A 16539-nucleotide genomic window follows, 5' to 3' on the forward strand; every position below is an offset into this window, starting at 1 on the left:
AGCCTTAGCGCATATCGCGTTCGACACCAGACAGACTTGCCTGGAAAGCCTCACGCGCAAACGAGCGCTCCATATAATCAAGCAGCGGCTTGGCCGGCCGCGGCAGTTCAATACCCAAAATCGGCAAGCGCCAGAGTATTGGCAATAGGCAGCAGTCCACCAGACTTTGTTCCTCACTGAGGAAAAACGGCTTGTCGGCGAACAACGGCGACACGCCCGTCAGGCTCTCGCGCAACTCTTTACGAGCGACGACGCGGGCAGCTTCCTTGGTCTTCGAATCCAGAATCAGATCCACCAAGCCACACCAGTCGCGCTGAATACGATGAATCAGCAGGCGGCTGTTTGCACGCGCCACAGGATAAACCGGCAGCAAGGGCGGGTGCGGGTAACGCTCATCCAGATATTCCATCACCACGGTCGACTCCCACAATGCCAGGTCACGATCGACCAGGGTGGGCAGGCTTCCGTAAGGGTTCACCTCAATCAGTTTAGGCGGCTGGCGACCAGCTTCCACGTAAATGATCTCGGCGCTGACACCCTTCTCTGCAAGTACGATACGCACCCGGTGGGAATAGTGGTCGGCGGGGTCGGAGTAACAGGCCAACCGATTGGTCACGCCCATGGCGGTCCTCCTCGCTTGTTGAAATTATCGAAAGCGGAAAAGCGAGCGCGCCCAGAGGACGCCTCCCGTAACGCCTGGATCACCAGACTCGTTACACCTTCAGAGGCGCCCTTGGGCGCGCGCGATTAACAGCAACTGCTTGAATCTTTATCAGTGCACATCTTTCCAGTATTCGCGCTTGAGCAGATAAGCGAACACGAAGAAGAACGCCAGGTACAGCAAGACGTAAGTACCAATGCGCTGATGTTGCAACTTAACCGGGTTAGCCGAGTAAGCCAGGAAGGTTACCAGATTCTTGACCTTCTCATCGAACTGCTCTTCGGTCAGGGCACCCGTTTTCGGCACGATGGTCATTTGATCACAGGCTTCATGCGTCAAAGGCGTACCGGTCAGCGGGTCAAACTGCTTCTTGCCGTCTTCGACGATCTGAACCTGCTTGCAACCGATGATCTGACGACCTTGCAGGCCCGCCAGGACGTTAGGCATACCGACGTTCGGGAAAACCTTGTTGTTCACGCCCCATGGACGCGACGGATCTTCGTAGAACGACTTCAGATAGCCGTAAAGCCAGTCAGTACCGCGAACACGTGCCACCAGTGTCAGGTCGGGCGGCGCCGCGCCGAACCAGGCCTTGGCGTCTGCCGGCTGCATGCCGATGCTCATGTGGTCGCCAATCTTGGCGCCGGTGAACACCAGGTTCGAGAGCATCAGATCATGGGGAATGCCCAGGTCGTCGGCGACGCGCTCGTAGCGCTGGAACTTGGCGCTGTGGCAGCCCATGCAATAGTTCGCAAAGGTACGCGCGCCATCTTGCAAGGCCGCTTTGTCAGAAACGTCGATGTCGACCTTTTCCAGCTCAGGACCACCGTGTTCAGCCGCGAAGGACAGGACAGGCAAAGCAGCAAGAATCAGTGCAAAAAATAACTTTTTCATCAGCCAGTCACCCTTTCCGGAACCGGTTTGGTCTTCTCGAGCCTGGTGTAGAACGGCATCAGAATGAAGTAGGCGAAGTACAGGAAGGTGCAGACCTGCGACAGCAACGTCCGCTCTGGGGTCGGAGCCAATACGCCCAGCACGCCCAGAATCACGAACGAGATGCAGAACACCCACAGCCAGATCTTGCTCATCCAGCCCTTGTAGCGCATCGACTTGACGGGACTGCGGTCCAGCCACGGCAGGACGAACAGCACAGCGATGGCCGCGCCCATGGCAATAACGCCCAGGAGTTTGTCCGGAACCGCCCGCAGAATCGCGTAGAACGGAGTGAAGTACCAGACCGGAGCGATGTGCTCTGGGGTCTTGAAGGCGTTCGCCACTTCAAAGTTCGGTTTCTCCAGGAAGTAACCGCCCATTTCCGGGAAGAAGAACACGATCGAGCAGAAGATGAACAGGAACACCACCACGCCGACGATATCTTTCACGGTGTAGTACGGGTGGAAGGCAATGCCGTCCAGCGGTACGCCGTTTTCGTCTTTGTATTTCTTGATGTCGAGGCCATCCGGGTTGTTCGAACCGACTTCGTGCAACGCCAGAACGTGCAGCACCACCAGACCGAGAATCACGATCGGCAGGGCAACAACGTGCAGAGCGAAGAAGCGGTTCAGGGTGATACCGGAAATCAGGTAGTCACCACGGATCCACTGGGTCAGGTCGTTGCCAATTACCGGGATCGCACCGAACAGCGAGATGATCACCTGGGCACCCCAGTAGGACATCTGGCCCCACGGCAGCAGGTAACCCATGAAGGCTTCAGCCATCAGCGCCAGGTAGATCAGCATGCCGAAAACCCACACCAGCTCACGCGGCTTCTGGTACGAACCGTAGAGCAAGCCACGGAACATGTGCAGATAGACCACGATGAAGAACGCCGAAGCGCCAGTGGAGTGCAGCAGACGCAGGATCGAGCCGTACTCGACGTCGCGCATGATGTATTCGACGGAAGCAAACGCCTCTTCTGCCGACGGGGTGTAGCTCATGGTCAGCCAGACACCGGTGACGATCTGGTTAACCAGAACGAGCAGCGCCAGGGAACCAAAGAAATAGAAGAAGTTGAAGTTCTTCGGGGCGTAATACTTGCTGAGATGGTCTTCCCACATTTTGGTCGCGGGAAAGCGCGCATCAACCCAATCCATGAACTTGCTCATCACGCTTTCTCCGTATCGACGCCGATGACAATAATCTCATCGGTCTCATAGGAATGCGGGGGAACTGGCAGGTTCAAAGGCGCAGGTTGCGACTTGTAGACGCGACCAGCCAGATCGTAATGGGAACCGTGGCACGGGCAGAAATAGCCACCCACCCATTTCGGACCAAGATCCACAGGTGCCACTTCCGGACGGAAAGTAGGCGAACAACCCAAGTGCGTGCAAATGCCGATCAGTAGCAGAATTTCTGGCTTGATCGAACGCGTTTCCGGATTGACATAGGCCGGTTGCGTCGATTGCTTGGAATCAGGATCGGCGAGCTGGTCTTCGATCTTTTTCAGATTCGTCAGGATTTCCGGAGTACGGCGGACAATGAATACCGGCTGGCCGCGCCACTCAGCAATCATCTGCTGACCTGGCTCGATTTTGCTGACATTCACTTTCACCGGTGCACCTGCGGCTTTCGCCTTGGCACTGGGAAACCATGACCCCACGAACGGGACCGCAGCCCCCACCGCTCCTGCAGCACCCACCACGGATGTGGCTGCTACCAAGAAGCGACGCCGGCCTGTATTCACGCCGTCATTGCTCATTCAGTCCTCTCCCATCAGCTTTTGTGGCCTGTTAAATCAGGCATCTACTAAGTAAATCTATGTACTTATAAAAATTTTGCCGAATGGTAATGAAAAGCCCCAATTCTGACAAGGTAATTACCCAAGGGCTCCACTGCCAAGCCTTGCAGTATAGGGGCTCTACGGCTGTGGCAAGTTGTCACAGCGCAATTCTTTGATAAATCGCGCGCATAAAAAAACGCCCAGCTCCGTGAGGAGGCTGGGCGCTCTTTTTGAACGTGAAAGCGAATTAACGCTTCGAGTACTGCGGACGCTTACGCGCTTTACGCAGACCGACTTTCTTACGTTCAACTTCACGAGCATCGCGAGTTACGAAGCCAGCTTTGCGCAGAGCGCCACGCAGGGTTTCGTCGTACTGCATCAGTGCGCGAGTGATACCGTGGCGGATTGCGCCAGCTTGACCACTTACACCACCGCCGATCACGGTGACGTAGATGTCGAACTTCTCGACAGTCTCAGTCAATTCCAGCGGCTGACGAACTACCATGCGGGCAGTTTCGCGGCCGAAGAAATTATCCAGCGAACGGTTGTTGATGGAGATGTTACCAGTGCCCGGACGCAGGAAAACGCGTGCGGTTGCGGTCTTGCGACGGCCAGTGCCGTAATTTTGAGTCGCCGACATAATGAACTATTCCGTTAAAACTTCAGTTCTTGGGGCTGCTGAGCAGTATGAGGGTGTACAGCGCCCGCATAGACTTTCAGCTTACGATACATGTCGCGACCCAGCGGGTTCTTAGGCAGCATGCCTTTGACCGCGGTCTCGATCACGCGCTCAGGGGCTTTAGCGATCAGCTTTTCGAAGTTGATCGACTTGATGCCGCCCGGGAAACCGGAGTGGGAGTAGTAGATTTTGTCGGTGGTTTTAGCACCGGTTACACGAATCTGCTCGGCGTTGATAACGACGATGTAATCGCCGGTGTCAACGTGAGGAGTGTACTCAGCTTTATGCTTGCCACGCAGACGGCTCGCGATTTCGGTGGCCAGACGACCCAGGGTCTGACCTGCAGCGTCGACGACAAACCAGTCGCGCTGTACTGTTTCCGGTTTAGCAGTAAAAGTTTTCATTCTTTATAGCCTCAGGGGCCGCCCTGTAAATTAGACGGCGGATCTTACTGAATAGTGCGTACTTTGACAAGTCAAAGGCAGCCGGATACAGACGCTTTCGGGGGCTCGGGTCGGCGCGTCCGTTCAACGGCAAGATTCTTCGGCGGCGGCGCATCACTTCCACTGCAGAAAGAGGTGCGCAATTATGCAGATTGCGAAAAATAATTCAACCTGCTTTTATGATTGTTTTGCCCAAGGAGTACCTGATGGACTATCGCCAGCTAGGCAGAACCAATCTGAACGTGAGCGCCATCTGCCTCGGAACCATGACCTGGGGCGAGCAAAACAGCGAGGCTGAAGCCTTCGCGCAGATTGAACGGGCCAAAAGTGCCGGGATCAATTTCATCGACACTGCCGAAATGTACCCGGTGCCACCCAAGGCCGAAACCTACGCCACCACCGAGCGCTATATCGGCAATTACTTCAAAAGCCGCGGCGATCGCGCCGACTGGATCCTGGCCAGCAAGATCGCCGGCCCCGGCAACACCATCGACTATATCCGCGACAAAAATCTTCGCCACAACCGCCAGCACATCACCGAAGCCGTTGACGCCAGCCTCAAGCGCCTGCAAACCGACTACATCGACCTCTACCAACTGCACTGGCCGGAACGCAGCACCAACTTCTTCGGACAGCTGGGCTACAAGCACAAGAGCGAAGCCAACCTCACGCCGCTGGAAGACACTCTCCAAGCGCTGGACGAACAGGTAAAGGCCGGCAAGATCCGCCACATCGGCCTGTCCAATGAAACGCCATGGGGGACCATGCGCTTCCTCGCCCTGGCCGAAGCCCGTGGCTGGCCGCGTGCCGTGTCGATCCAGAACCCGTACAACCTGCTCAACCGCAGCTTCGAAGTCGGCCTGGCAGAAATTGCCATTCGCGAACAATGCGGCTTGCTCGCCTACTCACCGCTGGCGTTCGGTTTCCTCTCGGGCAAGTACGAAGGTGGCGCCCGCCCACCGAAAGGCCGCCTGAGCCTCTACAGCCGCTTCAGCCGCTATTTCAACCCACAGTCGGAAGCAGCGTGCAGCCGTTACGTGGCACTGGCGCGTGAACACGGCCTGGACCCGGCGCAGATGGCACTGGCATTCGTCACTCAGCAACCGTTCGTCACCAGCAACATCATCGGCGCGACGACGATGGAGCAGCTTGAAAGCAATTTAGCGAGCTTCGAGCTGAAGCTGTCGGATGAAGTGCTGGAAGGGATTGAGGCGATTCACAAGGATCACCCGAACCCGGCGCCTTGATCGCCTGATAAAAAGCCTTCGCGAGCAAGTCGAGTCACCGCAAATTACAGCGACCGCGCAATAATCTCCTTCATGATTTCATTGGTCCCCGCATAAATCCGCTGCACCCGCGCATCCGCCCACGCCCGGGCAATCGGGTATTCCCACATAAAGCCGTAACCGCCATGCAACTGCACGCACTCGTCGAGCACCTTGCATTGCAGGTCCGTGCCCCAATACTTCGCCATCGCCGCCGTCGGCACGTCCAGCTTGCCTTGCAGGTGCAACTCCAGACAGCGATCGACGAAGACCCGGCCAATCTGAATTTCGGTCGCCATCTCAGCCAGTTTGAAGCGCGTGTTCTGGAAGTCGGCAATCGCCTTGCCGAACGCCTTGCGCTCGCGGGTGTAATCCAGCGTCCATTGCAGCGCAGCTTCAGCCGACGCCAGCCCGCCGATAGCCACGGTGAGGCGCTCTTGCGGCAATTCCTGCATCAGGTAAGCGAAGCCCATTCCGGCCTGCCCCAACAGGTTTTCCTTGGGCACCCGAACGTCCTGAAAGAATAATTCCGACGTGTCCTGGGCCTTCATCCCGACCTTTTCCAGGCGTTTGCCCTTGTCGAAACCGGGGGTATCGGCTTCGACCAGAAACAGACTGGTACCCTTGGCGCCAGCCTTGGGATCGGTCTTGGCCACGACTATCACCAGGTCCGCCAGAAAGCCGTTGGTGATAAAGGTTTTCGAACCGTTGATGACGTACTCGTCACCGTCCAGCACTGCGGTGGTCTTCACCCCTTGCAGGTCGGAACCGGCCCCCGGCTCGGTCATGGCGATCGCCGTAACCATCTCGCCGGAAACCAGTTTCGGCAGGTACTTGTGCTTCAGCGCCTCACTGCCGTAATGCAGGATGTAAGGCGCCACAATGTCCGAATGCAGGGAGAAACCGATCCCGGTCAGCCCCAGCCGTCCGACCTCTTCGATCACCACCGCGCTGTACAAAAAGTCCGCCCCCAACCCGCCGTATTCCTCCGGCAGATGCGAACACAACATCCCCGCCTCCCCTGCCTTGTTCCAGAGTTTTCGGTCGATATAGCCTTGTTTTTCCCACTGCGCATGAAACGGCACAGCCTCTTTTTCGAGGAACGTTCGCACGCTGTCGCGGAAAAGTTCGTGCTCGGAGCTGAACAAGGTTCTGGGGATCATGCGGCACCTGTCGTTATTGTTAGAAGGTATGAACCTTCAGAGACTAAGCCTCACTACCGACACAGGACACTGGACACATCAGACAAAAAATAAGACGATCCAGCCGTTTGATGACCACTTTCCCTTATAAAAATAAAGTTGAATTATGTCTAAGCAAGCCTCCACGCTCCTGCGGCGCGTCAGCATCCTGGCGATCGACCGGGTTTTCGCTTCCACCCTCCTGCAAGCCAAAGATTTCTTTCATCTGGCCAGCCTGCGCTATGGAAAACAGCTCGGCCAGGGCCTGACACCAGCGTTTGAAACTCGGCTGGTCAGCCCCGACGGCAAGCCGGTTCACAGTTTCAGCGATGTGATCATTCCGGTGGATGGCGGCCTGGAGAATGCCGACATCATCATTCTCCCGGCCTTCTGGGACGATTTCGAGACACTCTGCAAACGCTATCCACAGGTCCTGCCCTGGCTGCGCGAGCAACATGCCCGCGGCGCGGTGTTATGCGGCGAAGCGACCGGAGTGTTCTGGCTCGCCGAGGCCGGCCTGCTCAATGGCAAGGAAGCGACCACTTACTGGCGATTCTTCAGTGCGTTCGCCGAGCGCTACCCGCAGGTTCAGCTCAATCAGGACAAGCACCTGACCGACGCCGACAACCTGTATTGCGCCGGCGGCACCACATCGGCCTGCGACCTCTACATCTACTTGATCGAACGCTTCTGCGGCGCCAATGTTTCACAGGCGGTGGCGCGAGATATCCTCTACGAAGTGCAGCGCAGCTATTCCCCTGGACGCATCGGTTTTGGTGGTCAAAAGCTGCACCAGGACGTGATCATCCTGCAGATCCAGCATTGGCTCGAAGAGCATTTCGCCGACAAATTCCGCTTCGAAGACGTCGCCCGCGAACACGGCATGAGCATCCGCAACTTCATGCGCCGCTTCCAGACCGCAACTGGTGACAAGCCGCTGCATTACCTGCAACGCCTGCGCATCGAAACCGCCAAGGGCCTGCTGTCCGGCAGCCGCAAGAGCATCAAGACCATCAGCTATGAAGTTGGATACGACGATGCAAGCTTCTTTGCGCGGCTGTTCCGCCAGCACACGGAACTGTCGCCGAACCAGTATCGGCAGCAGTTTCAGCAAGCCGCATAAGCGCCCGATCAGCACGCCTGTAAAAGGCAAAAAAAAAGGGCCTGCAAATGCAAGCCCTTTTTTTGTTTCCGAATCGCCCTACGGTTTATGCGCCCGGGACAGGAATTCGTGCGACTGCATCTCCAGCAGACGGCTGAGCGTGCGCTGGAACTCGAAGTTCAAGCGACCGCCGGTGTAGAGATCTTTGAGCTCGACTTCGGCTGAAATGATCAGCTTGACGTTACGGTCGTAGAACTCGTCGACCATGTTGATAAAGCGACGGGCGATGTCGTCAGTGGTGACGCTCATCTGCTCGACACCGCTGAGCAATACGGCGTGGAAGATCTTGCCCAGTTCGATGTAATCGTTCTGGCTGCGTGGGCCGTCACACAGCTCACGGAAGTCGAACCAAGCCACGTCATCACAAGTACGTACCGCGCGGATGGCACGATTCTCGATCATCAGTACGTCGTTTTCGACCGCGGCCGTGCATTCCGGCGTCAGCGCGCGGAAGCTTTTGCGCAGGCTTTCCTGAGCAGCTTCGTCCAGCGGAAAGTGGAACAACTCCGCTTGCTCGAGATGACGCAGACGGTAATCGACGCCGCTGTCGACGTTGACGATGTCGGTGTTCTGCTTGATCAGAGCGATGGCCGGCAAGAAGCGAGCGCGTTGCAGGCCGTCCTTGTACAGGCCGTCCGGCACGATGTTCGAGGTCGCGACCAGGGTCACGCCATTCTTGAACAGCTCTTCCATCAGCGTGCCAAGAATCATGGCGTCGGTGATGTCGGAGACGAAGAACTCATCGAAGCAGATCACTCGCGACTCGTCGGAGAAACGCTTGGCGATGATGGTCAGCGGGTTCTTCTCGCCGCCGAGGGTCTTCATCTCTTCGTGCACACGCTTCATGAAGCGGTGGAAGTGAGTCCGGGTCTTTTCCTTGAACGGCAGCGCTTCGAAGAACGTGTCGACCAGGTAAGTCTTCCCGCGACCCACGCCGCCCCAGAAGTACAGGCCCTTGACCGGCGCCTGCTCTTTCTTGCCAAACAGTTTGCCAAACAGGCCCGGTTTGCTCTGCGAGGCCGCGACCAGATCGTCGTACAGACGCTGCAAATGGCGCACAGCAGTTTCCTGCGCAGCATCATGGAAGAATTCCGGGCGCTTCAGATCAGCTTGATATCGTTCTAGGGGCGTCATAATTCGTTAGCAAGGCAACAAAAACGGGCCGTCACTGTAGCGACGGCCCGGGGGAATGGCAATCGGCCCTTGGTCGGGTCGAGCCGCGGATTTATTCCTGAACCGGCGTCAACGCAACGCGCAGGGCGGCGATGGCGACGTCACGCGCAGCGCTGTCAGCGAATGCCGGGCTGTCTGCCACGCACTCGCCTTCCAGCCAGACGCTGAAGCTCCGGTCTTCGCTGCGCACGTCCAGAGGCTGGCCCGCTTGCAGTTGCTTGGTCACTTGCCCGGAGGTTTTACCGTCGGCGAAGTTGCGCGACAGCAGCAATTGCTCGCCATCGGCGGCCAGCAAACGGAAGCGGAAACTGCCGTCGTCTTCACGGAAACTGACAAAACGTGCGGCTTTCACAGCTTTTTTCCTGGTGGTGGCGGCGACTTGAGTCTGGGCCACGAAAGAACGCAGGCCGACCGCTTCACGCAGCTCGTGAAGGAACGGCGTCGCCACCGAACGGGCCTTTTTGGCACCGATCTGCAGCATGTCTTCGAGGTCTGCCGGACGCTCGATCAACTGGTGATAACGCTCGCGGGATTCGCCCAGCTCGCTGTCCAGCAACTGGAACAGACGACTCTTCGCTTCCCCCCAACCCAGGCCTTGCAACAATTCGCTGCGGAATTCATCGGACTGCGCCGGGGTGGCAAACGCCTGGAACAGGGTGAACAGGTGCGAGTTGTCCGGGTCCTTGGCTTCGCCCGGCGCGCGTGAATCGGTGACGATCCGCGAAATCGCGTCCTTCATCTCTTTGGCACTGCTGAACAACGGGATGGTGTTGTCGTAGCTCTTCGACATCTTGCGACCGTCGAGGCCGGGCAACGTGGCAACGCTTTCTTCGATCAGCGCTTCAGGCATGGTGAAGAATTCTTTGCCCCGACCGAATAAATGGTTGAAGCGCTGGCCGATGTCGCGGGCCATTTCCACGTGCTGGATCTGGTCACGACCGACCGGCACCTTGTGCGCGTTGAACATCAAAATGTCCGCGGCCATCAGCACCGGGTAGCTGTACAAGCCCATGGTGATGCCGGCATCCGGGTCTTCGCCGGTCTCGACGTTCTTGTCCACCGAAGCCTTGTAGGCGTGGGCGCGGTTGAGCAAGCCCTTGGCGGCGACGCAGGTCAGCAGCCAGGTCAGCTCAGGGATTTCCGGGATGTCGGACTGGCGATAGAACGTCACGCGGTCCACATCCAGGCCACCGGCCAGCCAGGTCGCGGCGATTTCCAGACGCGAGCGCTGGATACGCAGCGGGTCATCGCATTTGATCAGGGCGTGGTAGTCGGCCAGGAAGTAGAACGAATCGGCATTGCTGTCACGGCTGGCGACGATCGCCGGGCGGATGGCGCCGGCGTAGTTGCCCAGGTGCGGCGTGCCGGTGGTGGTAATGCCGGTGAGGATACGGGTACGAGTCGTCATGGGTAATCGCTTGTCAGACTGCAATCATTTCGAAAGACGCGGCAGGATCAGATCCTTGAGATCGGTCAGCTTGCCATGAAAAAAGTGTCCGCATTCTGCCACTTTCAGCAGCTCATGGGGACGCTCGAGTTTCGCGGACCAGTCGTAGACGGCTTGCGGATCGATCACTTCGTCGGTTTCCGGCTGGATCAGGGTCAACTGGCCCTGATGCGGCAGTTGATCCTGATCACCCAGGCGCATGACTGCCGGCGCGACCATAAACAAATGTTGCAGTTGTTCACCCAAGGCTTCCAGACGTCCGCCGAGACTGGCGGCAACAAAACCGCCAAAGGAGAAACCGAACAGAGTCAGCGGCAGATCCGGATGTTTTTCTCGCAGCCATTGCGCCGCAGCCTGGGCATCATCAACTTCGCCGGTGCCCATGTCGTGCGAGCCTTCGCTGGCGCCGACGCCACGGTAATTGAAACGCAAGGTAATCAAACCGGCATCGCGCGCGGTGCGCTGCAGGGTCGAGACTACTTTGTTGAGCATGGTGCCGCCCTGCACCGGGTTCGGATGGCAGATCAGCGCCAGGCCGCGCGGCTGCTCGTTATCCAAATAAAGGGCTTCCAGTTGACCCACCGGGCCATCAATCACTACAGGGGTTTCGCGCATAAGCAAGGAAGGAACTCCGTGACCTCGAATCGGGTCGACTCGTCTAGCAAATTGTCTGTGCCAATCTATTGCGAGTGAATCGCGGTATACAGCGCAGGTTCGAGCCGTTAACGTAAAGCAAAGCCGTTTATAGAGGAAGGACTCGTGGAACACTCGCTCTTAGTTTGGTTGTTACCGACTCTTGCCCTGGTTGTGGGTGTCGCCATTGGATTCCTGATCGCTCGCCTGGTGCCGAATGCCGCGCCGAGCAGCACGCAACGTCAGCTGGATGACATTCAGGAACGTTTCGACAGTTATCAGAATGAGGTGGTGACCCACTTCAACAGCACTGCCACCCTGGTCAAGAAGCTGACTCAGAGCTACCAGGAAGTGCAGGATCACCTCGCCGAGGGCGCCAACCGCCTGGCCCTGGACGAGCAGACTCGCCAACGCCTGCTGGCCTCGCTGCACGCCGACGCGGCAGCGGCCCCGCGTGAACGCCTGACGCCACCACGCAATCAGGAGCCGCCTCGCGACTACGCCCCCAAATCACCGAACGCGCCGGGCATGCTCGATGAGCATTACGGCCTGAGGAAGTAATCAGGTTTCGCAACAAAAAAGCCCGCCCGATCTGTTGAGGATCGGGCGGGCTTTTTTACGCCTGGGGTTCAGTCAGGTTAGTAAACGTATAACGGTGTTACTGAGGATACTGCTGACCCGGAATCGCTTTCAAGTTGACTTCAACCCGACGGTTCTGTGCTCGACCATTGGCATCAGCGTTGCTGGCAATCGGGCTATCCGGGCCGGCACCGCGAGCCGAGAGGTTGGCGCCGCTCACGCCTTGCGACGTCAGGTAAGTCGCCACGCTCTGCGCACGACGCTGGGACAGGTCCATGTTGTGTTGGCGGCTGCCGGTGCTGTCGGTGTAGCCGACGATCTCGATCTGGTTCTGGTTGAACTCCTTGAGCGAGCCCGCCAGGCTGTTCAACGGCTGATAGAAGCTTGGGGCGATGTTCGCCGAGTCGGTGGCGAACGTGATGTTGCCTGGCATGATCAGCTTGATCTGATCGCCTTGGCGCTGCACCTCAACCCCGGTGTTGGCCATGCTGGCGCGCAGCTTTTTCTCTTGCTGGTCGGCGTAGTAACCGTAACCGGCGGCGGAAGCACCCACTACCGCTGCGCCGATCAACGCGCCCTTGCCACGGTTATCGTGGTTGATTGCGGCGCCGGCCAGTGCACCTGCCAGGGCACCGAGCCCGCCGTATTTAGCAGTTTTGCTCATGCCTTGAGAGCCGGTATCAGCCTGTCCCTGAGGCTGGCCATTGTAAGGGTTGGGCGAAGCACAGCCAGACAGCAAGGCCACTGCGGTAGCGACAATAATCAAACGACGCGTGGTGAACATTAAGAGCTCCTACTTTTTTCATTCTGTGGTGCAACGGACTGAAGCATTGGACCTTAGCGGGCGTTGGATCGTCGCGCCGGTCAAAAATTCCCAGTGTTACAAATCAGGCTCGCACGAACGGGTTCTCGCGCATTTCATCACCCAGGCGCGTGTCTGGACCATGCCCGGTGACCACGATCGCTTCTTCGTCGAGGGTATACAGTCGCTGCTTGATCGAACGCACGATGGTTGCCTGATCGCCACCCCATAAATCCGTGCGCCCTACCCCACGACGAAACAATGTGTCACCGGCAATCAGCAGCTTAGCCTCTGAAAACCAGAAGCTCATGGAGCCTGGCGTATGCCCCGGCGTGTGGATCGCCACACCGCAACCGCAGGCCAGCTCTTCGTCATCGGCCAGCCAGCGATCCGGCGATGGCACCGGCGTGTAAGGCACACCGAACATTTGGCATTGCATCTCCAGATTGTCCCAAAGGAACTGATCTTCTTGGTGCAAGTGCAAGGTTGCGCCGGTTTTCTCCTTGAGCTGGCCGGAGGCCAGGAAGTGATCCAGATGCGCGTGGGTATGAATGATGCTGACGACCTTCAGGCCCAGAGCATCGAGGCGCGCCAGAATCAATTCATGATTGCCGCCTGGGTCGACTACGATCGCTTTTTTGCTGACTGGATCGCCGATGATTGTGCAGTTGCACTGCAAAGGGCCGACGGGGAAGGTTTCGCGAATCAGGGCAGGACTTGTGACGGTCATGGGAAATCGATGGCCTGTATTGGACAGAAGGCATTGAACATGGCTTCAGGATTCTACGCCACTGGCCGATACACTTCGCCAGGCCAATGACTTGACGTCAGCAAAACAAAAGGAGTGGCCATATGATATCAAACCTAGCGATTCTGGTGCAGAATTGCATTTTTGTAGCGGTCGCATTCGGGAAGGACCGCAGCGCACTCAGGAAATCAGCATGCCTACGCCGTCGACTTACTCGTTTACTTTTGCGTCAACACTGACTGGTGTCAAAGCCATCGACAGCCTCATTTCGGGCACCTACTGGCTAGGGTCAGACTGGAGCCCTCTGGGCCCCACCAACCTCAGCTACAGCTTTATGGCGCCTAACACTTCGTACTTTGTTACCAATTACAGTCCTGACAATGAGTACAAAGCGCTGTATGCGCTGACGACGACACAGCAGACCGCGATTACCAGCGCATTGAGCATGTGGAGTTCGGTCGCCAATCTCAACTTCACGCTGACCAGCGACACCATCAGCAATGTCGGCGACTTGCGATTCGGCGGTTACCAGTTGATGGATAACCAGACTGCGGCTTGGGCCTACTTCCCTACCAATGCACCCAGCGGCGGTGATGTATGGATCGGCACGGAAACGAACAATCCAAACCCGGTCAAAGGCACCTACGACTACATGACGTTCGTGCATGAGATCGGCCATGCACTGGGGCTCAAGCATCCTTTTGACGTGAGCTCGACCAATACCACGCTGCTCGATACTGCGCTGGACGATGTTCACTTCACTGTGATGAGTTACAACAACTCGTACTCGTATCTGCCTACGACCCCGATGCCGCTCGACATTCTGGCGATCCAAAGCCTGTACGGCGCCAACAACCTGTGGCAAACCGGGGATAACGTTTACACATGGGCCGCGGATCAGTCGATTTTCGAGACGATCTGGGATGCCGGCGGCAACGATACAATTGATGGCAGCAACCAGTTGGCTGCCGTGTCCATCAACTTGAATGAGGGCACCTACAGCCAGATCGGCAAAGCATTCGTTGACTATACAAACATGACCGCGGTCAACGACGGGCTGGCGATCGCGTTCGGCGCCAAGATCGAAAATGCCATTGGATCTGTTTATAACGACAAACTGACCGGGAATGCGTTGAACAACGTTCTGGATGGCCGCGGTGGCGCGGACGTCATGGACGGAGGTGCCGGCAACGACACCTATCTGGTCGATAACGCCGGCGACACCGTCATCGAACAAAACGCTTCGCCCAGCGAAATCGACACCGTGCTCTCCTGGACCCACTATACCCTGAGCGCCAACGTCGAGAACCTAACGCTGCTTGGCGCTGAGAGCATCAGCGCTGCCGGCAACGAACTGAACAACACGCTGATCGGCAATGCCGGCAACAACGTGCTGGACGGTAGGGGCGGCGCCGACACCATGGACGGCGGCGCGGGGAATGACACCTACCTGGTCGACAACTATGGCGATACCGTCATAGAGAGTGGCACATCGCTGACAGAAATCGATACCGTCCTCTCATGGGTCGACTATTCCCTGGGCGCCAATGTCGAGAACCTGACATTGCTGGGCTCTGGCAACATCAGTGTGGCCGGTAACGAATTGAACAACACGCTGATCGGCAATGCCGGCAACAACGTGCTGGACGGCAGGGGCGGAGCCGACACCATGGACGGCGGCGCGGGGAATGACACCTACTTGGTCGACAACTATGGCGATACCGTCATCGAACACGGCACTTCGCTGACCGAAATCGATACCGTGCTCTCCTGGGTCAACTATTCCCTGGGCGCCAACGTCGAGAATCTGACATTGCTGGGCGCAGAAAGCATCAGCGTTGCCGGCAACGAACTCAGCAACATCCTGATCGGCAATATCGGCAACAACATACTGGACGGCAGGGGCGGCGCCGACATCATGGACGGTGGTGCGGGCAATGACATTTACCTGGTCGACAATAGCGGCGATACCGTCATCGAGCACAGCACTTCACTCAGCGAAATCGATACCGTGCTTGCCTCGATCAGCTATTCCCTGAGCGCCAACATCGAGAACCTGACCCTGCTGGGCGCAGAAAGTATCAGTGGCGTCGGCAATGAACTGAACAACACGCTGACCGGCAACGCTGGCAACAACGTTCTGGATGGCATGGGCGGCGTTGACATCATGGATGGCGGAGCTGGAAACGACATGTATCTGGTGGATAACATCGGCGATACCGTCATCGAGCACGGCACTTCACTCACCGAAATCGACACCGTGTTCTCCTGGATCGACTATTCCTTGGGCGCCAACGTCGAAAACCTCACCTTGCTGGGCGCCAACAGCACCAGCGGCGTCGGCAACGAACTGAGTAACACGCTGACCGGCAATGCCGGCAACAACGTGCTGGACGGCAAGAGCGGTGCAGACCTCATGGACGGTGGTGCCGGCAACGACATGTACCTGGTGGACAATATCGGTGACACCGTCATCGAGCATGGTGCTTCGCTAACCGAAATCGACACCGTGTTCTCCTGGGTCAATTATTCCCTGGGTGCCAACGTCGAGAACCTGACGATGCTGGGTGCCAAAAGCATCAATGGCGTCGGGAATGAGCTGAACAACACGTTGATCGGTAACGCTGGCAACAACATCCTGATCGGTGGGGCCGGCGCCGATACCCTCACCGGAGGTTTGGGTACCGACACGTTTGTGTTCCGCGCCGTCAATGAAATGGGGATTGGCGCCAACCGTGACGTCATCACCGACTTCAACAGCCTGCAGGGCGACAAGATCGACCTGACCGGCTTCGACGCCAACCTCCCGAACGCCGGGTTCGACAAAGGCTTCACCTTCATTGGTGCTGCCGACTTCACCGGCGCCGGACAAGTACGCTTCGTTGACCATGTGCTTTCGGGCAATGTCAGCGGTGGTACCGGAACGGACTTCGAGATTCAGTTGGTCGGTGTGAACACCTTCAGTGCCAACGATATGGTGGCCTGACGGGTTCACCGCCTGAACCGCTTCCAGCCCGTAAAGCAGGCCGGGAGCAAAAAAAACGCCC

The 16539-nt window shown here is 57.5% G+C and carries 16 protein-coding genes; 4 read left to right on the forward strand and 12 right to left on the reverse strand.

Features of this window, described 5'->3' with window-relative positions; all coding sequences use genetic code 11:
• Nucleotides 1-4: 4 nt before the first annotated feature.
• The 6 genes from NL116_RS26105 to rplM all read right to left on the reverse strand — a co-directional run bounded on the left by NL116_RS26105 (nt 5) and on the right by rplM (nt 4463).
• Nucleotides 5-622, reverse strand: a complete 618-nt coding sequence (locus NL116_RS26105; RefSeq protein ID WP_027922678.1) for a glutathione S-transferase N-terminal domain-containing protein — start codon at nt 620-622, stop codon at nt 5-7.
• Nucleotides 623-772: 150 nt separating this feature from the next.
• Entirely contained in the window at nt 773-1555 is a 783-nt protein-coding gene (locus NL116_RS26110) for a cytochrome c1 (protein WP_494374655.1), read from the reverse strand.
• Entirely contained in the window at nt 1555-2766 is a 1212-nt protein-coding gene (locus NL116_RS26115; protein WP_494374656.1) for a cytochrome b, read from the reverse strand. Before NL116_RS26115 ends, NL116_RS26110 begins: the two co-directional genes overlap by 1 nt.
• The gene (gene petA, locus NL116_RS26120; RefSeq protein ID WP_494374657.1) at nt 2766-3359 is read right to left on the reverse strand and encodes a ubiquinol-cytochrome c reductase iron-sulfur subunit; all 594 of its coding nucleotides are present in this window, start codon (nt 3357-3359) and stop codon (nt 2766-2768) included. Before petA ends, NL116_RS26115 begins: the two co-directional genes overlap by 1 nt.
• 268 nt (nt 3360-3627) lie before the next feature.
• Nucleotides 3628-4020, reverse strand: a complete 393-nt coding sequence (gene rpsI / locus NL116_RS26125; protein ID WP_002555064.1) for a 30S ribosomal protein S9 — start codon at nt 4018-4020, stop codon at nt 3628-3630.
• Between the two features lie 14 nt (nt 4021-4034).
• The gene (gene rplM, locus NL116_RS26130; protein WP_007905295.1) at nt 4035-4463 is read right to left on the reverse strand and encodes a 50S ribosomal protein L13; all 429 of its coding nucleotides are present in this window, start codon (nt 4461-4463) and stop codon (nt 4035-4037) included.
• Nucleotides 4464-4708: 245 nt separating this feature from the next.
• On the opposite strand from rplM, the gene NL116_RS26135 reads away from it, so the two are divergent.
• Nucleotides 4709-5749 carry an NADP(H)-dependent aldo-keto reductase gene (locus tag NL116_RS26135; RefSeq protein ID WP_494374658.1) on the forward strand — a complete coding sequence of 347 codons (1041 nt, stop codon included), beginning with the start codon at nt 4709-4711 and terminating at the stop codon, nt 5747-5749.
• Between the two features lie 44 nt (nt 5750-5793).
• Here the strand turns inward: NL116_RS26135 and NL116_RS26140 are convergent, their stop codons facing one another.
• Complete coding sequence (locus NL116_RS26140) at nt 5794-6930, reverse strand: acyl-CoA dehydrogenase family protein (protein WP_123435085.1); 1137 nt, start codon at nt 6928-6930, stop codon at nt 5794-5796.
• 244 nt (nt 6931-7174) lie between these two features.
• Between NL116_RS26140 and NL116_RS26145 the strand changes: the two genes are divergently transcribed.
• Nucleotides 7175-8071, forward strand: coding sequence for a GlxA family transcriptional regulator (locus NL116_RS26145; protein WP_494378137.1), 897 nt, complete (start codon nt 7175-7177; stop codon nt 8069-8071).
• Nucleotides 8072-8149: 78 nt separating this feature from the next.
• Here NL116_RS26145 and zapE read toward each other — a convergent pair whose 3' ends face one another.
• From zapE to NL116_RS26160, 3 genes are all read right to left on the reverse strand, one after another.
• Nucleotides 8150-9244, reverse strand: coding sequence for a cell division protein ZapE (gene zapE / locus NL116_RS26150; protein ID WP_027922671.1), 1095 nt, complete (start codon nt 9242-9244; stop codon nt 8150-8152).
• A gap of 91 nt (nt 9245-9335) precedes the next feature.
• Entirely contained in the window at nt 9336-10691 is a 1356-nt protein-coding gene (locus tag NL116_RS26155; RefSeq protein ID WP_494374659.1) for a tryptophan--tRNA ligase, read from the reverse strand.
• A 24-nt stretch (nt 10692-10715) separates the two neighbouring features.
• On the reverse strand, nt 10716-11345 hold the full coding sequence (locus NL116_RS26160) for an alpha/beta hydrolase (RefSeq protein WP_494374660.1): 630 nt from the start codon (nt 11343-11345) through the stop codon (nt 10716-10718).
• A gap of 144 nt (nt 11346-11489) precedes the next feature.
• Here NL116_RS26160 and NL116_RS26165 point away from each other — a divergent pair, with 144 nt between their 5' ends.
• Complete coding sequence (locus NL116_RS26165) at nt 11490-11924, forward strand: Z-ring associated ZapG family protein (protein WP_494374661.1); 435 nt, start codon at nt 11490-11492, stop codon at nt 11922-11924.
• Between the two features lie 97 nt (nt 11925-12021).
• Here NL116_RS26165 and NL116_RS26170 read toward each other — a convergent pair whose 3' ends face one another.
• Both NL116_RS26170 and NL116_RS26175 read right to left on the reverse strand, forming a co-directional pair.
• Nucleotides 12022-12726: a YiaD family glycine zipper/OmpA-like lipoprotein gene (locus NL116_RS26170; RefSeq protein WP_494374662.1), complete on the reverse strand. Its 705-nt coding sequence runs from the start codon at nt 12724-12726 to the stop codon at nt 12022-12024.
• 103 nt (nt 12727-12829) lie between these two features.
• A complete protein-coding gene (locus NL116_RS26175; RefSeq protein ID WP_494374663.1) occupies nt 12830-13474 on the reverse strand; it encodes an MBL fold metallo-hydrolase in 645 nt (214 codons plus the stop codon).
• 211 nt (nt 13475-13685) lie between these two features.
• On the opposite strand from NL116_RS26175, the gene NL116_RS26180 reads away from it, so the two are divergent.
• Nucleotides 13686-16478 carry a M10 family metallopeptidase C-terminal domain-containing protein gene (locus NL116_RS26180; protein WP_494374664.1) on the forward strand — a complete coding sequence of 931 codons (2793 nt, stop codon included), beginning with the start codon at nt 13686-13688 and terminating at the stop codon, nt 16476-16478.
• Nucleotides 16479-16539: the final 61 nt, after the last annotated feature.

The organism is Pseudomonas sp. FBCC-B1667 (assembly GCF_059133255.1).

Coding starts and splice junctions, on each gene's coding strand:
- NL116_RS26105 (WP_027922678.1), bottom strand. CDS start 622: ATGGGCGTGACCAATCGGTTGGCCTGTTACTCCGACCCCGCCGACCAC.
- NL116_RS26110 (WP_494374655.1), bottom strand. CDS start 1,555: ATGAAAAAGTTATTTTTTGCACTGATTCTTGCTGCTTTGCCTGTCCTG.
- NL116_RS26115 (WP_494374656.1), bottom strand. CDS start 2,766: ATGAGCAAGTTCATGGATTGGGTTGATGCGCGCTTTCCCGCGACCAAA.
- petA (WP_494374657.1), bottom strand. CDS start 3,359: ATGAGCAATGACGGCGTGAATACAGGCCGGCGTCGCTTCTTGGTAGCA.
- rpsI (WP_002555064.1), bottom strand. CDS start 4,020: ATGTCGGCGACTCAAAATTACGGCACTGGCCGTCGCAAGACCGCAACC.
- rplM (WP_007905295.1), bottom strand. CDS start 4,463: ATGAAAACTTTTACTGCTAAACCGGAAACAGTACAGCGCGACTGGTTT.
- NL116_RS26135 (WP_494374658.1), top strand. CDS start 4,709: ATGGACTATCGCCAGCTAGGCAGAACCAATCTGAACGTGAGCGCCATC.
- NL116_RS26140 (WP_123435085.1), bottom strand. CDS start 6,930: ATGATCCCCAGAACCTTGTTCAGCTCCGAGCACGAACTTTTCCGCGAC.
- zapE (WP_027922671.1), bottom strand. CDS start 9,244: ATGACGCCCCTAGAACGATATCAAGCTGATCTGAAGCGCCCGGAATTC.
- NL116_RS26155 (WP_494374659.1), bottom strand. CDS start 10,691: ATGACGACTCGTACCCGTATCCTCACCGGCATTACCACCACCGGCACG.
- NL116_RS26160 (WP_494374660.1), bottom strand. CDS start 11,345: ATGCGCGAAACCCCTGTAGTGATTGATGGCCCGGTGGGTCAACTGGAA.
- NL116_RS26170 (WP_494374662.1), bottom strand. CDS start 12,726: ATGTTCACCACGCGTCGTTTGATTATTGTCGCTACCGCAGTGGCCTTG.
- NL116_RS26175 (WP_494374663.1), bottom strand. CDS start 13,474: ATGACCGTCACAAGTCCTGCCCTGATTCGCGAAACCTTCCCCGTCGGC.
- NL116_RS26180 (WP_494374664.1), top strand. CDS start 13,686: ATGCCTACGCCGTCGACTTACTCGTTTACTTTTGCGTCAACACTGACT.